The organism is Bradyrhizobium sp. 190 (assembly GCF_023073415.1).
Lineage (GTDB): Bacteria > Pseudomonadota > Alphaproteobacteria > Rhizobiales > Xanthobacteraceae > Bradyrhizobium.
Map to the genome: position 1 here is coordinate 197,401 of NZ_JADPJL010000062.1, position 18,418 is coordinate 215,818.

Annotated in this window: 16 protein-coding genes; 2 read left to right on the top strand and 14 right to left on the bottom strand. The window is 64.6% G+C overall.

Annotated elements, in window-relative coordinates; all coding sequences use genetic code 11:
• Window positions 1–38: 38 nt before the first annotated feature.
• The 13 genes from IVB22_RS30175 to IVB22_RS30235 form a co-directional block, all read right to left on the bottom strand.
• Window positions 39–2,984: a bifunctional [glutamine synthetase] adenylyltransferase/[glutamine synthetase]-adenylyl-L-tyrosine phosphorylase gene (locus IVB22_RS30175; RefSeq protein ID WP_247520794.1), complete on the bottom strand. Its 2,946-nt coding sequence runs from the start codon at window positions 2,982–2,984 to the stop codon at window positions 39–41.
• The gene (locus IVB22_RS30180; protein ID WP_247520795.1) at window positions 2,981–4,447 is read right to left on the bottom strand and encodes an ATP-binding protein; all 1,467 of its coding nucleotides are present in this window, start codon (window positions 4,445–4,447) and stop codon (window positions 2,981–2,983) included. Before IVB22_RS30180 ends, IVB22_RS30175 begins: the two co-directional genes overlap by 4 nt.
• Window positions 4,431–5,111, bottom strand: a complete 681-nt coding sequence (locus IVB22_RS30185) for a response regulator transcription factor (protein ID WP_057848354.1) — start codon at window positions 5,109–5,111, stop codon at window positions 4,431–4,433. Before IVB22_RS30185 ends, IVB22_RS30180 begins: the two co-directional genes overlap by 17 nt.
• Window positions 5,112–5,486: 375 nt before the next feature.
• Window positions 5,487–7,082 (bottom strand): Do family serine endopeptidase, encoded by a 1,596-nt coding sequence (locus tag IVB22_RS30190; protein WP_247520796.1) that lies wholly within the window; start codon window positions 7,080–7,082, stop codon window positions 5,487–5,489.
• Window positions 7,083–7,381: 299 nt separating this feature from the next.
• Complete coding sequence (locus tag IVB22_RS30195; protein ID WP_247520797.1) at window positions 7,382–7,903, bottom strand: DUF1993 family protein; 522 nt, start codon at window positions 7,901–7,903, stop codon at window positions 7,382–7,384.
• Between the two features lie 80 nt (window positions 7,904–7,983).
• The gene (locus IVB22_RS30200; protein ID WP_247520798.1) at window positions 7,984–8,481 is read right to left on the bottom strand and encodes a cytochrome c-type biogenesis protein; all 498 of its coding nucleotides are present in this window, start codon (window positions 8,479–8,481) and stop codon (window positions 7,984–7,986) included.
• A gap of 4 nt (window positions 8,482–8,485) precedes the next feature.
• A complete protein-coding gene (locus IVB22_RS30205) occupies window positions 8,486–10,468 on the bottom strand; it encodes a heme lyase CcmF/NrfE family subunit (protein WP_247520799.1) in 1,983 nt (660 codons plus the stop codon).
• Entirely contained in the window at window positions 10,465–10,956 is a 492-nt protein-coding gene (gene ccmE / locus IVB22_RS30210; RefSeq protein WP_247520800.1) for a cytochrome c maturation protein CcmE, read from the bottom strand. The genes IVB22_RS30205 and ccmE overlap by 4 nt, the downstream gene beginning before the upstream one ends.
• A 41-nt stretch (window positions 10,957–10,997) precedes the next feature.
• Window positions 10,998–12,101, bottom strand: coding sequence for a c-type cytochrome biogenesis protein CcmI (ccmI, locus tag IVB22_RS30215; protein ID WP_247520802.1), 1,104 nt, complete (start codon window positions 12,099–12,101; stop codon window positions 10,998–11,000).
• Window positions 12,102–12,271: 170 nt separating this feature from the next.
• Entirely contained in the window at window positions 12,272–13,678 is a 1,407-nt protein-coding gene (locus IVB22_RS30220; RefSeq protein ID WP_247520803.1) for a hypothetical protein, read from the bottom strand.
• A 161-nt stretch (window positions 13,679–13,839) separates the two neighbouring features.
• Window positions 13,840–15,213, bottom strand: a complete 1,374-nt coding sequence (locus tag IVB22_RS30225) for a sensor histidine kinase (protein ID WP_247520804.1) — start codon at window positions 15,211–15,213, stop codon at window positions 13,840–13,842.
• 98 nt (window positions 15,214–15,311) lie between these two features.
• Window positions 15,312–15,983 carry a response regulator transcription factor gene (locus IVB22_RS30230; RefSeq protein WP_247520805.1) on the bottom strand — a complete coding sequence of 224 codons (672 nt, stop codon included), beginning with the start codon at window positions 15,981–15,983 and terminating at the stop codon, window positions 15,312–15,314.
• A 233-nt stretch (window positions 15,984–16,216) separates the two neighbouring features.
• Window positions 16,217–16,369 (bottom strand): hypothetical protein, encoded by a 153-nt coding sequence (locus tag IVB22_RS30235; RefSeq protein ID WP_247520806.1) that lies wholly within the window; start codon window positions 16,367–16,369, stop codon window positions 16,217–16,219.
• A gap of 252 nt (window positions 16,370–16,621) precedes the next feature.
• Here IVB22_RS30235 and IVB22_RS30240 point away from each other — a divergent pair, with 252 nt between their 5' ends.
• Window positions 16,622–17,587 carry a Ku protein gene (locus IVB22_RS30240; protein WP_247520807.1) on the top strand — a complete coding sequence of 322 codons (966 nt, stop codon included), beginning with the start codon at window positions 16,622–16,624 and terminating at the stop codon, window positions 17,585–17,587.
• A 36-nt stretch (window positions 17,588–17,623) separates the two neighbouring features.
• Window positions 17,624–17,860, top strand: coding sequence for a hypothetical protein (locus tag IVB22_RS30245; protein ID WP_247520808.1), 237 nt, complete (start codon window positions 17,624–17,626; stop codon window positions 17,858–17,860).
• A 232-nt stretch (window positions 17,861–18,092) separates the two neighbouring features.
• Here the strand turns inward: IVB22_RS30245 and IVB22_RS30250 are convergent, their stop codons facing one another.
• On the bottom strand, window positions 18,093–18,257 hold the full coding sequence (locus IVB22_RS30250) for a Flp family type IVb pilin (RefSeq protein ID WP_247520809.1): 165 nt from the start codon (window positions 18,255–18,257) through the stop codon (window positions 18,093–18,095).
• Window positions 18,258–18,418: the final 161 nt, after the last annotated feature.

The following is an 18,418-nucleotide window of genomic DNA, read 5'->3' on the forward strand; positions in this document are numbered from 1 at the left end:
GTTCCGATCGTCCGGATCCGGAAAGAAGCAAGAACACTTCAGGTGGAAGAACCGCCGCCCACCAATGCCAGGAACACCCGCCTCACCTCGCCTTGCGTCTCGCGCACGCGCGCTTCCAGCGTCGAGAAATCTGGCGTGTCACCGGCGCGCGCCATCACGCGCAAGAGATTCTCGCCCGAGGTCTCCGGATTGAACTTTCCGGTGACGCAAAGCCGCAAGATCTGCGTCAGGTCGTGGTAGAGCCGCGCCGCCTGGCGCAAGATCTCGGCGTCGGACTGCGGCAGCACGCCGAGGCGCGCGGCATTGTCGAGCACCTGCAGCGTGGAGACGCTAAGGATCTCGGGTTTTTCCGAGGCGTGAACGAGCTGCAGATACTGCGCGATGAAATCGATGTCGACCAGCCCGCCGGCGGCGAGCTTGAGGTCCCAGATGTCGTCCTCGCCCTTTTCCTGCGCAATCGCCCGGCGCATGTCGGCGACGTCGCCGGCGGTGGAGGCCGCGTCGCGTGGCCGCGTCAGCACGCTGCGGGTGGTGCCTTCGATCTTTGCGCGAAACGCCGGTGAAGCCGAAATCACCCGCGCCCGCGTCAGCGCCATGTGCTCCCAGGTCCAGGCTTCGCGTTCCTGGTAGTCGGCAAAGGAATCGATCCGCGACGCCAGCGGTCCCGCACGGCCCGACGGACGCAGGCGCATGTCGACGTCATAGAGCACGCCGTAATTGGTCCGCGTGGTGAACGCCGAGATCAGCCGCTGGGTCAGCCGCGCGAAATATTGCGCGCCGTGCAGCGACCGTTCGCCGTCGGAATCGGGATTGTCAGCGTCGAAATCATACAGCAGGATCAGGTCGAGATCGGAAGACGCCGTCATCTCGCGGCTGCCGAGCCGGCCCATCGCGAGGATCGCCGTCTCCTGCCCGTTGATGCGGCCGTACTGGGTGGCGAACTGATCCCTGACCAGGCCATGCACGGTGTGCACGATGCCCTCGGCGACGTCGGCAAAGGCGACGCTGGCCTGTTGGGCGGACACCGTGCCGGACAGGATGCGCGTGCCGATCAGGAACAGGCTCTCCTGGCCGAACAGCCGCAGGCGATCGAGAAAGTCTTCGTAGGAATCGGCGTCCTTCAGCGTCGCCGCCAGCCGCGCGGACAGTTCCTTCTGGTCCGGCATCGCGCCGAAGAAACGGGGATCGATCAAGCCGTCCATGATCTGCGGCTGGCGCGCCAGCATGTCACCGAGCCGCGGCGCCGCACCCAGGATCAGCGCCACCAGCGCGACCAGATCGCGGTTCTCCCTCAAGAGTGAAATCAGCCGGCCGCCGCGCCGCAAGGCGCCGAGAAAGCGATCGAACGCGGTCACGGCGTCATCAGGATCTTCGGCATGCGCCAGCCCGTCGATCAGGCCGGGCACGAATTCGATGAAGGCGGCCTTGGTCGCTTCATTGCGGAGTGCGCGATAATTGCCCTGCATCCAGAGTTGCAGGGTACCAGCCACCCCGACCGGCTTCTTGAAGCCAAGCGTCGCCAGATGGTCGAGCAGGCGCGCATCCTCTGGCCCCGCACCGTAGTTGAGCTGCGGCAGCTTCGCCGAGCCGGCCGGATCGCCCTCGAACAGCTTGCCGTAGTGTCCCTGCACGACGTTGAGATGGCCGAGCAGATCCTTGGCAAAGGCCGCTCTGCTCTCATAGCCGAAGAAGTTCGCAAAGCGCTCCATGGCCTCGGCATCTTCGGGCAGCGCATGGGTCTGCTCGTCCGCGATCATCTGCAGCCGGTGCTCGACGCGGCGCAGGAACTCGTAAGCCGCCGTTAGTTCGTCAAAGGCCTGAAAGGTAATCCAGTTGCTGGTGGCCAGGACCTGCAACGCGTGCAGCGTGGGGCGCACCCGCAAGTCCGGGTGGCGGCCGCCGGCAATGAGCTGTTGCGTCTGCGCGAAAAACTCGATCTCGCGGATGCCGCCGCGGCCAACCTTGACGTTGTGGCCCTCGACCGCGATCTCGTTCTGGCCGCGATAAGTCTGCATCTGCCGCTTCATGTCGTGAACGTCGGCGAGCGCGGCAAAATCCAGGTGCTTGCGCCAGACGAACGGCGCAAGTTCCGCAATCAGCGCCTCGCCTGCCCTGGCGTCGCCGGCGCAGACGCGCGCCTTGATCATCGCGGCGCGTTCCCAGGTCCGCCCTTCGCGCTCGTAATAATGCAACGCCGCCTCGGTCGAAATCGCGACCTGCGTCGAGGCCGGATCGGGCCGCAGGCGCAGATCGACCCGGAACACGTAGCCGTCGCCGGAGCGTTGCTGCAGCAGGCGGGCCAGCGCCTGCGTCACGCGCACGAAGAACGGCGCCGGCTCGATGTCTGCGACCAGCGAGGTGGCGGCGGGATCGAAAAACACGATCAGGTCGATATCGCTGGAATAGTTCAATTCCCCCGCGCCCATCTTGCCCATGGCGAGCACGATCAGGCCGGAGCCCTCCTCCGGCCGGTCATGATTGAGGGCGGTCATGCGGCCGCGCGTGACCTCCTGGCGCAGCAGGAAGCGCAAGGCGGTCTGCACGGAGGTTACCGCCAGGTCGGTTAGCTCCGCCGTCACCCGCATCACCGGCCAGACCCCGCCGATGTCGCACAGCGCGATCAACAACGCTGCCTCGGACTTCATGCGGCGAAGCAGATGCATCACGTCGGCCTCGCCCGCGGCGGCGAGCACGTCGCGCGAGGTTTTCTCGATCAATGAGGTGAGATGCTGTTCCGGGTTGCATGCCAGGAGGCGGATCAGCCGCGCGGCATCAGTGCGGATCAGGTCAAACAGGTATGGCGAGAACTCGGCGATGCCGAGCAGTATGGCCCGGGCCGGCGGATGATCCAGCCACGCACCGATCTCAGCCGATTGCGCGGGCTCCAGTTCGGCGAGCCAGTCTCCCAGGCGTTGTTCGGCGGTGCTGCTGGCGGTAATATGCGGCCCGCTCACGAACCGCGCGGCCAAGGCGGAGGAATTCATGCCACCTTCTGTGGCACATCCGGCGTTTGAGCCGCAAGCCTGTCACCCGCGGCAGATAGCGCCGGGATGACCAGCGTCGCGGTCAGGCCGGGATGCGAATCGCCGAGCCTGAGCTCGCCGCCGTGCAAGGTCGCCACCGCAGACGCCAGGCTGAGACCGAGGCCGGAACCCGGCAGCGTCCGGCTCGCCTCCAGCCGCACGAACCGCTCGACCGCGTGCTTGCGATCCCCTTCGGGAATGCCAGGCCCATGATCGCTGACGCTGAGCAGCACGTGGTCGCCCTCGCGCTGCGCCTCGATCACGATCTCCCTGGTGCGCGCGGCAGCGGCAGGATCCAGCGGCTGCACTACCGGCGACGGCTTGCCGTATTTGATAGCGTTCTCGACCAGGTTGGCGAGCGCCTGGCTGATCAGCTCACGGTTGCCGTGCAGCCGCGCGGTCGCGGCCTTGACGCGCAGGGTCATGCCGTTGTCTTCGGCCAGCGGTTCATACAATTCGTGGATGCCCTTGGCGACGTCGGCCGCGTCGAAATCATCCATGTTGCCGCGCGCCTGCCCGGACTCGGCGCGTGCGATCATCAAGAGCGCGTTGAAGGTGCGGATCAGGCCGTCGGATTCCTCGATGGTCCGCTCCAGCGCCGCGCGATATTCGGCCTCGCTGCCGGAACTCGCCAGCGCCTCTTCGGCGCGGTTGCGCATGCGCGTCAGTGGTGTCTTCAAGTCGTGGGCGATGTTGTCGGAGACTTCCTTCAGCCCCATCATCAGGGTCTCGATGCGCTCCAGCATGGCGTTGAGGTTTTCCGCGAGGCGATCGAGTTCGTCGCCGGAGCGCCCAACCGGCAGGCGTCCGGAAAGGTCGCCGGCCATGATGCGTCTTGTGGTGCCGGTCATAGCGTCGATCCGCTGCAGCACCCGCCGCGCCACGAAGATGCCGCCGCCGATGCCGAGCACGATGACGACGAGCAGCGACCATTGCGCGGCTTTGGCGACGATGCCGAACAGACGCCGCCGCTCCTCCAGGTCGCGGCCGACCAAGAGGCGGAAACCGTTGGTGAGTTCGGTGACGCGCACCAGCGCGCGGTGATGCGCCGTGTCCCCTTCGTCGAGCCGGCGATAGGCGGTCTCGGACCAGCCGATCGAGGCCATCACGCCCGGCGCCAGCGAACCGACATTGCCGCCGATCGCTTTTCCCTCAGGCGTGGTGACGAGATAAAGATTGGCCCCCGGCCGCAGCGCCCGGTTTTCGAGCGTGAAGACGAGGCCGCGCAAGCCGCGACGCGTGTAGATGTCGACGATCTCCGCGGTTTCCACATTCACCGTTGCGGTGATCTGCTCGTTGATCATCCGTCGCGTATTCCAGGCGAAATAGCCGAGCAGCGACGCCGCAAACAGCGCGAACAGAAACAGATAGACCAGCGTCAACCGGAACGCCGTGGTGCGGATCAGTTTACCGAAGGCCGTCACGGATCATGTATCCGGCGCCGCGGATCGTGTGCAGCAAGGGCCGCTCGAAACCCTTGTCGATCTTGGAGCGCAGCCGCGAAATATGCACATCGATGACGTTGGTCTGCGGATCGAAATGATAATCCCAGACGTTTTCCAAAAGCATGGTGCGGGTCACCACCTGGCCGGCATGCTTCATTAGATATTCGAGGAGACGAAACTCGCGCGGCTGCAGCGTCAACTCATCCTTGCCGCGCGCGACCCGATGCGAAAGACGATCAAGCTCCAGATCGCCGACGCGGTAAGTCGTCTCTTCGGCCGGGCCGACATTGCGACGCGACAGCACTTCGACGCGCGCTTGCAGTTCGGCAAATGAATAGGGCTTCGGCAGATAATCGTCGCCGCCGGCGCGCAGGCCTTTGATGCGGTCGTCGACCTGGCCGAGCGCGGAGAGGATCAGGACCGGCGTGCGGTTGCCCTTCTCGCGCAGCGCGCCAATCACGGACAGGCCGTCGCGCTTGGGCAGCATGCGATCCACCACGAGCACGTCGTAATCGCCGCCGTCGGCCATCGACAGGCCCTCCTCGCCATCGCTGGCGAGATCGGCGACATGGCCGACTTCACGGAACGCCTTGACCAGATAGTCGGCGGACTCGCGATCGTCTTCGATGATCAGCAGGCGCATTTGCGGGGCGGTTGCGGTCACGGGAACAGGCTTTCTCTCACCATGGCGCGGCCGCCCTGCACATGCAAGGCGACCGGCCAACCTCAAAAGAATGGGATGACTTTTCTTCGAAAAATCATCCCATTCTATCTTCTTGTCCGAGCATGATCTTTTCGGAAAATCGGTTTCCACTTTTCCGGATCATGCTCCCAAGTGAAAAAAGCGGGCGGTGAAGCTGGGGGACCTCACCGCCCTTAGGCCCTTCCGACGGAGGGGGGCGTGTTCCGCAGGAAGGTTGCCAGAGGGAGCGAGTTTTAGACCCGCTCCCCGGAAGGAGACGTCGGCGGGGGCGACGAATGCCGGCGAAACCCTCCATCTCGTGTATCTAGTCCTCGTTTAGCCCTTCGCCAGCGGCACCGCGACGAAGCGCGACGAACCGCCGCTCTTCACGCGCATGAGAACGCTGTTCTTGTTCTCGGTGCGGGCAGCGTCGATCGCATCACGCACCTCGCCGGCGCTGGTAACGCTCTTGCCGGCAACCTCAAGAATGACGTCGCCTTCCTTGAAGCCGCGTTCGGCCGCCGCGCTCTTCGGGTCGACCTCGGTAACCACGACGCCTTCCCTGCCGGCGCCGGCCACGCTGTTGGCGGGAGCAACCGTGAGGCCGAGTTTCGGCACGCCGGTTCCCTTGCTCAGGCCACCCTTGTCTTCCTTGTCGGTGTCGGCCTTGGCCTCAATCGTGTTCGGCAACTGGCCGAGCGTGAGGTTGATGACCTTGTCCTGACCCTTCTGCAGCACGTTGAGCTTGACCGCATTGCCCGGCGCGAGGCCGCCGATGGTGCGGGCGAGTTCCTTGGCATCCTTGACCGGCTCGCCATTGACGCCGGTGATGACGTCACCGGACTGGATGCCAGCCTTGGCCGCCGGACCATTCGCCTGCGGTTCGGCCACCAGTGCGCCTTCCGCCTTCTTCATGCCGAGGCTGTCGGCAATGTCTGATGTCACCGGCTGGATCTGGACGCCGATCCAGCCACGGCTGACCGAGCCCTTGTCCTTGAGCTGGGCGATCACGTTCTTGACCGTCGAAGCGGGGATCGAGAACGCGATGCCGACGCTGCCGCCGGACGGTGAATAGATCGCGGTGTTGACGCCCATCACTTCGCCATTGGTGTCGAACGCCGGACCGCCGGAGTTGCCCTTGTTCACGGGCGCGTCGATCTGGATGAAGTCGTCATACGGGCCGTTGCCGATGTCGCGACCGGACGCCGAGACGATGCCGGCGGTCACGGTGCCGCCGAGGCCGAACGGATTACCGACGGCGAGCACCCAGTCGCCGATCCGCGGCTTGCTATCGGACAGCTTGGCGAACGGGAAGTCCTTGCGGCCCTCGACCTTGATCAGCGCCAGATCCGTGCGCGGATCGGTGCCGATCACCTTCGCAGTGTAGGTCTTGCTGTCGTCCATCGTGATCTCGACCTTCTCGGCGCCATCGACCACGTGATTGTTGGTCACGGCAAAGCCGTCAGGCGAGATGAAGAAGCCGGAACCCTGGCCGGTCACCGGGCCACGGCCGCCACGCGGTCCGCCGCGCAGGCCCGGGGGCAGGCCATCCGGACCGCCGAAGCGGCGGAAGAAGCGCTCCATCGGCGAACCCGGCTGGAACGGCGAGTCGTCGTCCTTGTTGGCGCTATCGTCCTTGCTGCTCTTTTCGGCGATGTTGATCTTGACCGAAATCACCGACGGCTTCACGCGCTCGACAATGTCGGCGAAACCGATCGGCCGCTCGACCTTGCGGACTTCGTTGTTGACCTGCGCGTGCGCCGCGCTGGTGAAGACATCAACCGGGCCCTGCTGCGGCGAGAAGCCATACACGGCGGCGCCGAGGCCGGCGACGACGGAAGCCATCAGCGCGAACTTGCGCGCGGAGAACAGCGAACGGCGCGGCGCGCCGTTGGACGGTAGCTGGGAAAGATCGACGGGACGTTCGGTCATGTTTCAAAAATCTCCAGAGCCTGATTTCGACGGTGCGGGGGCTGGGCACCTGACAGGACGGAAGATGGGGTTTGCCGCCTTACCGCGCGCTGGCTAGGGAATTAAACTTTTGTAATGCGCAGGCTTATGGCTGCGGCAGAATAACGCAGGCAATCAATGGCTTAGCGCTGGCCGAAAAACGGCTTTCAGAGGGCAGCAAGCCCTGCTCCGCGCTGGAAAAGCATCGCCGTTCGCTCCGCGCGCGGCAGAAGATCGGCCGGCGGGACACGATATGGCGCGCCACCTCGCGCCGAAGCCGCTCACCTCTTCATCTTCAGCCGGCCCATGAAATCGCGCTTGCCCAGCGGCACGCCATTGGTGCGCAGGATGTCGTAGGCGGTGGTGGCGTGGAAATAGAAATTGGGCAGCGAGAACGACATCAGAAAACCCTCCGCCGTGAACGGCAGTTTGTGCTCGCCGAGATGGAAGACGACATCACGACCGCCAAGCGCATTGACGGCTTCCGGCGTCCATGCCGACAGCGCTTCCTGGGTTTGCGCGATCAGCCCCTGCAATCCGGCGTAATCGTACGGCGTCTTGGCCGCGGGCGGGCGGAATTCTCCGCTTTGCACGCCCTCGATGGCACCGCGGGAATGCTGGGCGACGGAAATGATCTGGAAACGCAACGGCAGCATGTCCTGCGCCAGGCGTGCCTCGACCAGTGTTTCCGGATCGATGTTGTTATCGCGAAAATGCTTGAGACCGCGCTCGAGGAAGCCGCCGACCGCGCCGAGCGTTTGCAGATAGTTCGCCACGGTGGCGTCGTAGAGTGAAAGAGCCATGTTCGATCTCCCTTGGGCAATGTTTATTGCTGAACTGCGGGAGTCATAGCGCAAACCCACCCGCTTGCAATGACGCGGGCTTAGGCCTGCTTGTCCGGCGTATCGGCTGCGAGCAGGCGCTCCAGCCTCGCCTCTTCCTCTTCCGTCAAACGCCGCGAGGGATCGGTCGGGCTGCCGGAATTATTCGCGCGGCGCCGGCTGTAGAGCCAGAGCGCCAGACCGCCTCCGATCAACGCGAGCGGCGGCAGCAGCCACAGCAGCAGCGTGTGCGGCGTGAAGCGCGGCTTCAGCAGCACGAACTCGCCGTAGCGCGCCACCAGGAAATCGATCACCTGGCTGTCGCTCTCACCGGTCGCGATCCGCTCGCGCACCAGGAGCCGCAGGTCGCGTGCCAGCGGTGCGTCGGAATCGTCGATCGACTGGTTCTGGCACACCATGCAGCGCAACTCGCGCGACAGGTCACGCGCCCGCGCTTCCTTGGCCGGGTCGGCCATGATCTCGTCGGGTTGCACCGCGTAGGCGGCCGGGCATCCGGCCATCATGGCGACGACAAATACGCTGGCGAGAAGCTTCCTCAATGGCTCACTCCGCCGGCTGCAACGCGCGGGCGGCCTTGGCAGGCTTCGGCGCGCCGACGCGCAGCCGCCGGTCCGAGAGCGACAGCAGGCCGCCGAACGCCATCAACACCGGTCCCCACCAGATCAAAAGCACCAGCGGCTTGTGATAGATGCGAACGGCGATGGCGCCGTCGGCATTGGTGTCGCCGAGCGAAATATAGAGCTGGCTGGCGCCGCGGGTCAGCAGCGCGGCCTCGGTGGTCGAGGAGTTACGCGTGGTGAAGTTGCGCTTCGAGGGCGTCATCACGCGCAGCTCATCGCCGTCGAGCGTGACCGCGAACTGGGCGATCATCTCGCGGAAATTCGGCCCCTGCCGCTGCGTGACGCCATCGAGCTTCAACTGATAGCCGGCGACCTTGGCGACATCGTTCGGCTTCATCGAGCCGATATATTCGCTATTCCAGGTGGTCTCGCAGACGATCCCGATCAGGGCGATGCCGACGCCGGCATGGGCGAACGCCGAGCCCCAGGTCGACCGCGGCAACCCGCGTGCACGGGCCATCGCCACGCCCAAGGGAACACGGAACAGGGCCATGCGTTCGGCGAGATCGGTCATGGCGCCAGCGACGACGAAGACGGCAAGCCCGATCACGAGCGGCGCAAACGTGGCTCCACCCCACGTCCATGCCCACAGCACGGCGATTGCGATCAGTGCTGCGATGCCCGCCGCCGTCAACCGTTGCGCCGCACCGAGCAGATCACCGCGCTTCCACGCCAAGAGCGGCCCGAATGGCACGGCGAGCATCAAGCCGAGACACAGCGGACCGAAGGTGAGGTTGAAATAGGGTGCGCCGACCGACACCTTGTTGCCGGTCAGGACTTCATGCACCATCGGATACAGCGTCCCGAGAAGCACCGTCCAGCAGGCCACGGTGATAAGCAGGTTGTTGAGCACCAGCGCGCCTTCGCGCGAGATCGGCGCGAATAGTCCGCCCTGCTTCAACGAAGACGCCCGCCAGGCGAACAGCGACAGACTTCCGCCGATGAAAAGGCAGAGGATCAACAGGATGAACACGCCTCGCGCCGGATCGGTCGCGAACGCATGCACCGAGGTTAGGACGCCCGAGCGCACCAGGAAGGTGCCGAGCAGCGATAGCGAGAAGGTCAGGATCGACAGCAGGATGGTCCAGACCTTCAGCGCGTTGCGCTTTTCCATCACGACCGCGGAATGCAGCAGCGCCGTGCCGGCGAGCCAGGGCATCAGGGAAGCATTCTCGACCGGATCCCAGAACCACCAGCCGCCCCAGCCGAGCTCGTAATAGGCCCAGTACGACCCCATCGCGATGCCGAGCGTGAGGAAGATCCACGCCACCAGCGTCCACGGCCGCACCCAGCGCGCCCAGGCGGCATCGATGCGGCCTTCGATCAGCGCGGCCACCGCAAACGAGAACGAGATCGAGAACCCGACATAGCCGAGATAGAGCATCGGCGGATGCACGGCCAGCCCGATGTCCTGCAGCACCGGGTTGAGATCGCGGCCCTCGATCGGCGGGCTTGCGATGCGCAAAAATGGATTCGAGGTGACCAGGATGAACAGATAGAACGCGGCCGCGACCCAGCCCTGCACCGCCAGCACATGAGCGCGCAGCGACAGCGGCAAATTGTTGCCGAAAGCGGCGACCAGGCCGCCGAACAGCGCCAGGATCAACACCCACAGCAGCATCGACCCTTCGTGATTGCCCCACACGCCGGTGATCTTGTAGAGCAGCGGCTTCATCGAGTGCGAGTTCTCGAACACGTTGGCGACGGAGAAATCCGATACGACGTGCAGCATCGTCAGCGCTGTGAACGACGCCGCCACGAACAGCAATTGCGCCAGCGCGGTGGAGCGCGCGACATTCATCAAGGCATGATCGCCCCAGCGAGCGCCTAGCAAGGGCACGGTGGACTGGATCAGTGCCAGCCCGAGCGCCAGCACCAGCGCGTAATGCCCGGCTTCCGCGATCACTTCGAAGCCCCCTGGACCGGCGCGGCCGCGGCCGCAGCGCCGGGCTTGGCGCCGTAATCGTCCTTCCAGTGCCCCTGCTTCTTCAGGGCGTCGGCGACATCCTTGGGCATATAGGTCTCGTCATGCTTGGCGAGCACGGTATCGGCCCTGAAGACGCCGGAGGCATCCAGCGCGCCTTCGGTGACGACGCCCTGCCCTTCACGGAACAGGTCCGGCAAAATTCCCTTGTAGGCGACCGGAACCGTGGCGCTGCCATCGGCGACGCTGAAATTGACGGCGAGATTGTCGCCGCGCACCAGCGATCCCGGCTGCACCAGGCCGCCGAGGCGGAACCGCTGGCCGGGCGGGATCTGCTTCTCGGCCGCCATCGTCGGCGTGGAAAAGAACACGATGGAATCGCGCATCGCGTTCAGGACCAGCGCCGCGGCAATTGCGAGCACCGTGAGCGAACCGCCAATCATGGTCAAACGCCGTTGCTTGCGCGTCATGAATATCCTCTGTCTTCGCCCTTGGGTTCCGGCATCCTGCCCTATCCATCAAGCCCGAGATTTTTCAGGCCTTCATTGAGCTGGCGCAAGCGTTCGGCATCGTTGGCGACCGCCTGTCGCGCGTCAGTCAGCGCGCTCACCGCCTTGTCGCGCTCCCCCATCACCATATAGGCCCGCACCAGCCGCAACCATCCCTCGACATCGTCGCCATCCTGCTTCAGCCGCGTCGCGAGCCGATCGACCATGCCGCGGATCATCGCGCCGCGGTCGGCCTCGCTCATGTCCTTGGCGGCGGCCACCGCGTCGTTGGAAAGCGCAGGCGCGGCCGGATCGCCGACCCTCGTCAGCGCCGCCTCGATCAGCGGGCGCCACGGCGCGTCGGCCGACGCCTTGGCAAGCATGCCGCGCCAGATCGCGGCGGCATCGGCCTGGCGGCCGTCCTGTTCGGCGGCGAGCCCGAGGAAATAATTGGCCTTGGGCTCATCGGCGCTTTGCGCCACCGCGCGTTCGAATTCGGCCTTGGCCTCCGCCGTGACGACGCCGCCCGCCGCGCCCGCAAGGGCTTCGCCGAGATCGGAGCGGCGCTCCGCGCCGTCACCGGCATAGGTGATGGCGTTGCGATAGGCCCGGACCGCATCCTCGTAACGGCCGAGACGCGCCAGCACCGGCGCCAGCACGGTCCAGCCGCGGCCGTCTGCCGGATTTTTTTCGAGATGCGCCTCGACCTGCGCCACCATGTTGTCGAGCGGCTGGTTGACGTCCGCGGTGCGCGTGCGCGAGGCCAGCGGAAAATCACCGAGCCACGGCGATCCGAACGCGAGGTAGAACGTCACCGCCGCGATCGGCAATCCTACCAGCGCCACGATCGCGGAAGCGCGGCGCAAACTGAGGTTCGATCGCGCCGGCAGGTCGCGCTGGCCCTCCGCGGCGGCGAGCAGGCGGCGGCCGATTTCGACACGCGCGGCCTCGGCCTCAGATACGCCGATCAGACCCGCAGCGACATCGCGATCGATTTCGGCGAGTTGATCCCTGTAAACCACAGCCTCACTGCCACCGGGCTGCGCAGAAGAACTGCGGCTCAACGGCCAGAGCACGGCAAAGATCGCCGCGACCGTCATCAGCGCGAACACAAACCACAGCGTCATCAAGCAGTTCCTGGGCGAAACGGCACTTTTAGAATGAGAATAAGTGCCGCCGATGCGCCGCTTTACACTACCGGCGGCAAGCCCGGCAATTGACAATTGCGGCAGAAAAATACCCGGACAGGAGGCTCTCGGGCGACCCGGTCGGCGGGATTGGGTGAATGCGCGGGGGCCTAGCTCGCCCTGGTCGTCTTGCGCTCGCCGGTCACGGCATTTTCGGCCGCCCGGCTCATCAGCGACGCATAATCATGGCCGAACAGGATTTCGCAGAAGCGGATCGCCGCCTGGGCCTGCATCTGGCGGTAGGCGCGCGCCTTGGTGTCGCCGCCGCGCAGCGCCTGTACCAGGCTCTCGGTGGATCGCTCGACGTAATGCTGCAGGTCGGAATAGGTCCGCAAGGTCACCTCGTTGATGGCGAGTTCGCTGGCATAGGTGCGGCACACCGCCACGAAGTCGATCAGGGCGGCGATCTCTTCGACTTCCGAGGCGTCGATCTTGGGCGCGGCAGCGATATCCTTGTCGGCGCGCTGGCGCAGAATGCGGCGGACCCGGCCGGGCACGCTCTCGATCTCCGACTGCAGCGAATTGGAAATATCGGCGCGGATCGACGTGAGCTGGCGGCCCCATGCGGAGTCGTTGCGCAGATCGAGTTCGGTGCGCAGCCCTCGCACGCCATCGTGCAGGGATTTAAGTTGCTCGCCGACATTGTCGAAATGGCTGCGCCTGATGTCCGTGCGCAGGCAGGCCGTAAGGAACGAGAGATCGTGCAACGCGATCGTGACGGCGATGCCGTAGGGCGTGGCGGCCACGCGAATCTCGTCGTCGGATGCCGCCATCTTGATCGCGAGACGGATGATCTGCCACGGCTGCGCCAGCCGCTGCATGATCAGCGACAGCGCGAACGGCAGCAATTGCGGCGTCTGCAACGAGGGAACGTTGAGCGCCGCGCCTACCGACGCAATCTGGGCTTCGGAGAATACCCGCATCTGGCCCGGCATCCGGCTGCCGAGCGTCTCCAGTGCCTCTCGCGCCCGCAGCACGCCTCCGATCGACAATAAATCCTCGACGACATTGGGCGGGCCAATACGGGCGAGCGCCCGATGCCTGTCGTCGCCCGAGACCGGCGTGGCCGTCTTGACGATCGCTTCGGCTGCGGCGAGCTGGAACTTGCGGGTCGCGCCTTCGAGGCCGGCATCGCTACCGCTCTGCCTGATCTCGGCGAGCGCAGTCTCGAATGCGCGCGCCGCATCGGGCGCCCCGTCGCGGCCCAGCCATTGCCAGACCGGCAGCAGCGATGCACGCCGGACCTGGCCGGGTCGCACCGGAAAGTTGCTTTCGACAAGAAACGGCTCCAGCGGACGGAACAGCAGCCGCGCCGGATCGTCGGTCCGCGGACGCGCATCGTCGTCTTCCTCGGTGCCGCGCACGACCTTGCGGAGTTGCTCGAGCACGAAATTGGCGACGGCTATGTCTTCCCCGCGCTCAATGGCGCGCTCGAACTCCCGCATCAGCAGCGCCTGCGATTGGGGCGGGAGCTGCGCGAGATAGTCCCTCAGCCGCTCGGTCGATGTCTGACTCATTCGCCTGGTGTGGATATGCGTGTGTCATGTGGACGGCAAAGCGCGCCCGCCGCCAATCTTAGAAGGGTGCGCGTTAAGAAGTCGTTAGGAATAGCGAAATCCACCCCGGGCATTGCCGGATACCGCCCCCTCAACCCCAGGTAATCAGCCGGGCGAGGCGTTCAGACCCCTGGCAGTACCAGTTCCGCCCGCAACCCGCCGATCGGGGCATCGCCCAGGACCAGGCTACCGCCATAGAGAGCGGCGAGATCGACCACGATCGAAAGCCCAAGCCCGGACCCTGGCTTGGACTCGTCGAGCCGCTGGCCGCGCCGGGACACCTGAGCGCGCTCGGCGGCGGACAATCCGCGGCCGTCGTCATCGACGATGATCCGGAGCCGCGGTCCGGCACGGGGCTCCAGTGGCGGCTCCACCTTCACCTCGATGAAGACCTGCGAGGCCGCCCATTTGCAGGCATTGTCGACCAGATTGCCGGCCATCTCCTCGAGGTCCTGGCGCTCGCCGCGGAACTTGGCCAAGGGATCAGCCTTCGCCGCGATCGTGATACCGCGATCCCAATGGATCTTTTCCATGGTCCGCCGCAGCGCCTCGATGGCGGGCGCGACCTCGGTGACGGTACCGACGATGGTGACGCGCGCGGCGATGCGCGCCCGTTCCAGATGATGCGCCACCTGATCCCGCATCACATCGGCCTGCTCCAAGACCTTGCTGGCAAAGGGATCTACCGCGTGGGCGGAAGCCTCGTTGACGATGACGGAGAGCGGCGTCTTGATGGCGTGGGCGAGATTGCCGACATGGGTACGCGCGCGCTCGACGATCTCGCGGTTGGCGTCGATCAGCGCGTTGGTCTCGCGCGCCAGAGGCGCGATCTCGACGGGAAACTCGCCTTCCAGCCGTTCGGCGCGGCCGGAGCGGATGTCGGCGATCGATTCCGAAATGCGCTTGAGCGGCGCCAGCCCGAAGCGGACCTGGAAGATCGTGGTCAGCAGCAGCACGATCCCGAGCGCTGCGAAGGTGCCGCCGAGATAATAGTCGAAGGCGCGGATTTCGTCGAAAATCTCGGACGCGTCGCCGGCGACGCTGACCAGGAATTTGCCGTCGGCGCCGAGGTCGACCGGCCGCTCGACGACCCGCAGACTCTGGCCCTCGGGACCGTCGATGTAACCGAGGCGGATGCCGGCGGGCGTCAGTTCGGCGCCGATCTCCTCGAGCTTGGGCAGCTTCTTGTCCCACAGCGAACGCGACGCCCGCGTCTCGGCCTTCTCGTCGGTACGGACGATCTGCCAGTACCAGCCGGACAAGGGCAGTTCGAACAGCGGCTCGCCGAGCGACTGAAACTGGTTGTCGGGCGGTTCGTCCGGCGTTGCGACTTCAGCGATCAGGGTGCGGAGGTAAAGGTTGAGGCGGCGGTCGAAGGCGCGCTCGGTCGCGTTCCGATAGACCGACGACAGGATCACGCCTGTTATGACCAGGATCACGACCACCCACGCGGTCGCCGACAGGAACAACCGCGTGGCGAGCGAACTTCCGCGCATCAGAGCAAGATCCCGAAAAGCGTATCCCCAGGCTCCAATCCTGCGGATGGCGACTGGCCTTCGGATAAGATCATGCTCGAATAAAAGAGCAAGGCTCATCAGGTTCCGGGCGACGGCGGCGTCAGCAGATAGCCGAGCCCACGCACGGTCTGGATGATGTCGACGTCGAGCTTCTTGCGGATACGGCCGACGAATACTTCGATGGTGTTGGAGTCGCGATCGAAGTCCTGATCGTAGAGATGCTCGACCAGTTCGGTGCGCGACACCACACGCCCGGTGTGATGCATCAGGTAGGCCAGCAGGCGATATTCGTGCGAGGTCATCTTGATCGGATTGCCGGAGACGCTGACCCGGCCGGTGCGCGTATCCAGCGACACCGGACCGCAAGTCAGTTCCGACTGGGCGTGACCGGCGGAGCGGCGCAACAGCGCGCGAATTCGCGCCAGCACCTCTTCCAGGTGGAACGGCTTGGCGACATAGTCGTCGGCGCCGGCGTCAAAACCCTGCACCTTGTCGCTCCAGCGGTCGCGCGCGGTGAGGATCAGGACCGGCATCGCGCGGCCGCCGCGGCGCCACGCCTCCAGGACCGAGATCCCGTCCATCTTGGGCAGCCCGATGTCGAGCACGACGGCGTCATAAGGTTCGCTGTCACCGAGGAAATGCCCCTCCTCACCGTCGAACGCGCGATCGACCACATAACCGGCATCCGTCAAAGCCGTCGTAAGCTGACGGTTGAGATCCGGATCGTCCTCAACAACGAGCAGGCGCAAGCTGGCCTCCAAAAGTGAGCCCTACGATATCAGATCTCAAGATGAGGCTAACCGGCGTGAACGGGCCATGAACAGGGCGCACGGTGCAATGTTACTTTTTCGTCATCAGGCATTCCGCGGCCGGGCTTGGCCGCAAGCGAACGCCTAGCATGACCAATTGACTGCCCCAAGGGCCCACGCTTCCCCCTCCGCAGGAGGCGGGGCAAGTCCGAACGCGTTGCCCGGTCAGTCGCTCACGTGCGGAAGAATACGAACCAGACGATGCCCAGGATCAGAATCGCGAGCCCGGTCGAAACGGTTAGGAGCGCGAGCACCGACGGGCCGGGTTCGGCCTGGCGCGCCTCCGTCGGGGTTTCAACGATCTGGCCATGTCGCTGCGTTGCCATGGGGACCTCTTCGAGTAAGTGCCTGTAATGCCAGCGAATGCTTCGACACCGCCGGTTAAAGCAACGCATGATCTGAAGTGATGTTCCGGCCCTTCGGGCCGTGCCACGCGGCAGCAGCGTCCAAAACGTCGCAGTGCGGCATCAGGCCGGACAGTTAACGCCGTTCCGAGATTCCCTCCCCGGGCATGTTTGAGACGGGATCATCCGATGGTATTCTTTCCGGTCGTCTGTTGCGTTTTTTCGGAGTAGCCCATGGCCCCCCGCGCCAATTGGAAGGGTTTTCTACGCCTTTCGCTCGTGACCTGTCCGGTCGCCCTGTATCCGGCGACGTCGGACACCGAGAAGGTTTCCTTCAACCAGATCAACCGCAAGACCGGCCACCGGATCAAATACGCCAAGGTCGACGCCGAGACCGGCGAGGAAGTCGCCAACGACGACATCATGAAGGGCTACAAGATCGACACCGATACCTACATCGAAGTGTCGAAGGACGAACTCGACGACATCGCGCTGGAATCGACCCGCACCATCGAGATCGACGAATTCGTTCCGAAATCCGATATCGACGGCCGCTATCTGATCCGGCCCTATTATCTCGTGCCGGACGGCAAGGTCGGCCACGACGCATTCGCGGTGATCCGCGAAACCATCCGCAGCATGGACAAGGTCGCGATCGGCCGCGTGGTGCTGACCAACCGCGAGCACATCATCGCGCTGGAGCCGCTCGACAAGGGGCTGATGGGAACGCTGCTGCGCTACCCCTACGAGGTGCGCAACGAGACGGAATATTTCGACGATATCCAGGATGTGAAGATCACCAAGGATATGCTTGATCTGGCAAGGCATATCGTCGAGCAGAAGTCTGGATCGTTCGAACCCGAGCAGTTCGAGGACCGCTACGAGCAGGCGCTGATCGACTTGATCAATCAGAAGCGCAACGGGCTAAGCACCAAGGCAAAGGCGGCGCCGAAGAGCTCCGGCAACGTCATCAACCTGATGGATGCGCTCAAGCGCAGCCTCGCCAGCGAAAAGCAGGCCGCCCCTGCCCCCGCCAAAACCAAGGGCAAGAAGCCGAAGAAGGCTGCCGCCGGCCAGCGCGAGATGCTGTTGCCGATCAGCGGCGACGGCAAGCGCGCAGCCAAGGAGACGGCAAAGGAAGCGCCGAAGAAGGCGGAGAAGCCGGTGCGATCAGCCGCCCGGACCAAAAAGGCCGGATGATTGGGCAAGGAGTGCGATAGCATCATCTAGCGCGCGATGCCGTGGTCGACCCCGTTCGATGATCCGATACCGCTTCACGGCGGGCGCAAGCTCGCAACGCTGCAGCAGGCCGCCGACTACGTCATGGCATTGCCGGAAAAAGTGCAGCACGAGGCGCACTGGCAGGTCGCGGTCGAGAATCTGATCAATGCGGCGGAGACCGGCAGCGGCTGGCTGATGTTCGCGCGGATCGCTGTCATGCGGGCGCTCAATGCGGACGGGAAAGACAAATAGTGCCGGTTTCAATCCCCGCCGCCGTCCCCGTCCCCGCTGCCAAAGTCCAGCCCGCCATCGCTACTGCCAGACGACCGGTCGTTGACCATCCAATCGATCAGCAGGACTGCGACCAATATCGCGGAGAACCACGCGCCACGGATTTTTGCACGTAGGCCAGGATTGGCGGCCCCCAGGTCATCAAGGTTGAGCCAAATAGCAGCTCTAGCATGATGTCTGCGCGGCCTTGCCGCTACTTGATCGAGGTGCTGACGTCGGTGAATTTCCCGCTGAGCGCGGTGCCGATGCCGCTGACGGCGCTGACGATCACGATGCTGATGCCGGCGGCAATGATGCAATATTCGATGGCGGTAGCACCGCATTCATCGTCGACAAATCGTGCCAATAATCGACGCATTGATAAACTCCTGTCGACGCTCCCGGATTTCTCCCGCGCCATACTCGTTAAACTCTAGGCGGGAACGGTTGAAGAGGCCTTGACGAACAGAATGAACGATCGATTAAGGCGGACGAAGAATCCGCGCGCCCGGGAATCATAACGATCTGCTTTCGCCCTCT

What these genes read in the sequence shown, in the direction of transcription:
- IVB22_RS30175 (WP_247520794.1), bottom strand. Translation starts at nt 2,984, where the DNA reads ATGAATTCCTCCGCCTTGGCCGCGCGGTTCGTGAGCGGGCCGCATATT.
- IVB22_RS30185 (WP_057848354.1), bottom strand. Translation starts at nt 5,111, where the DNA reads ATGCGCCTGCTGATCATCGAAGACGATCGCGAGTCCGCCGACTATCTG.
- IVB22_RS30190 (WP_247520796.1), bottom strand. Translation starts at nt 7,082, where the DNA reads ATGACCGAACGTCCCGTCGATCTTTCCCAGCTACCGTCCAACGGCGCG.
- IVB22_RS30195 (WP_247520797.1), bottom strand. Translation starts at nt 7,903, where the DNA reads ATGGCTCTTTCACTCTACGACGCCACCGTGGCGAACTATCTGCAAACG.
- ccmE (WP_247520800.1), bottom strand. Translation starts at nt 10,956, where the DNA reads ATGACGCGCAAGCAACGGCGTTTGACCATGATTGGCGGTTCGCTCACG.
- ccmI (WP_247520802.1), bottom strand. Translation starts at nt 12,101, where the DNA reads ATGACGCTGTGGTTTGTGTTCGCGCTGATGACGGTCGCGGCGATCTTT.
- IVB22_RS30220 (WP_247520803.1), bottom strand. Translation starts at nt 13,678, where the DNA reads ATGAGTCAGACATCGACCGAGCGGCTGAGGGACTATCTCGCGCAGCTC.
- IVB22_RS30225 (WP_247520804.1), bottom strand. Translation starts at nt 15,213, where the DNA reads ATGCGCGGAAGTTCGCTCGCCACGCGGTTGTTCCTGTCGGCGACCGCG.
- IVB22_RS30235 (WP_247520806.1), bottom strand. Translation starts at nt 16,369, where the DNA reads ATGGCAACGCAGCGACATGGCCAGATCGTTGAAACCCCGACGGAGGCG.
- IVB22_RS30240 (WP_247520807.1), top strand. Translation starts at nt 16,622, where the DNA reads ATGGCCCCCCGCGCCAATTGGAAGGGTTTTCTACGCCTTTCGCTCGTG.
- IVB22_RS30245 (WP_247520808.1), top strand. Translation starts at nt 17,624, where the DNA reads ATGCCGTGGTCGACCCCGTTCGATGATCCGATACCGCTTCACGGCGGG.
- IVB22_RS30250 (WP_247520809.1), bottom strand. Translation starts at nt 18,257, where the DNA reads ATGCGTCGATTATTGGCACGATTTGTCGACGATGAATGCGGTGCTACC.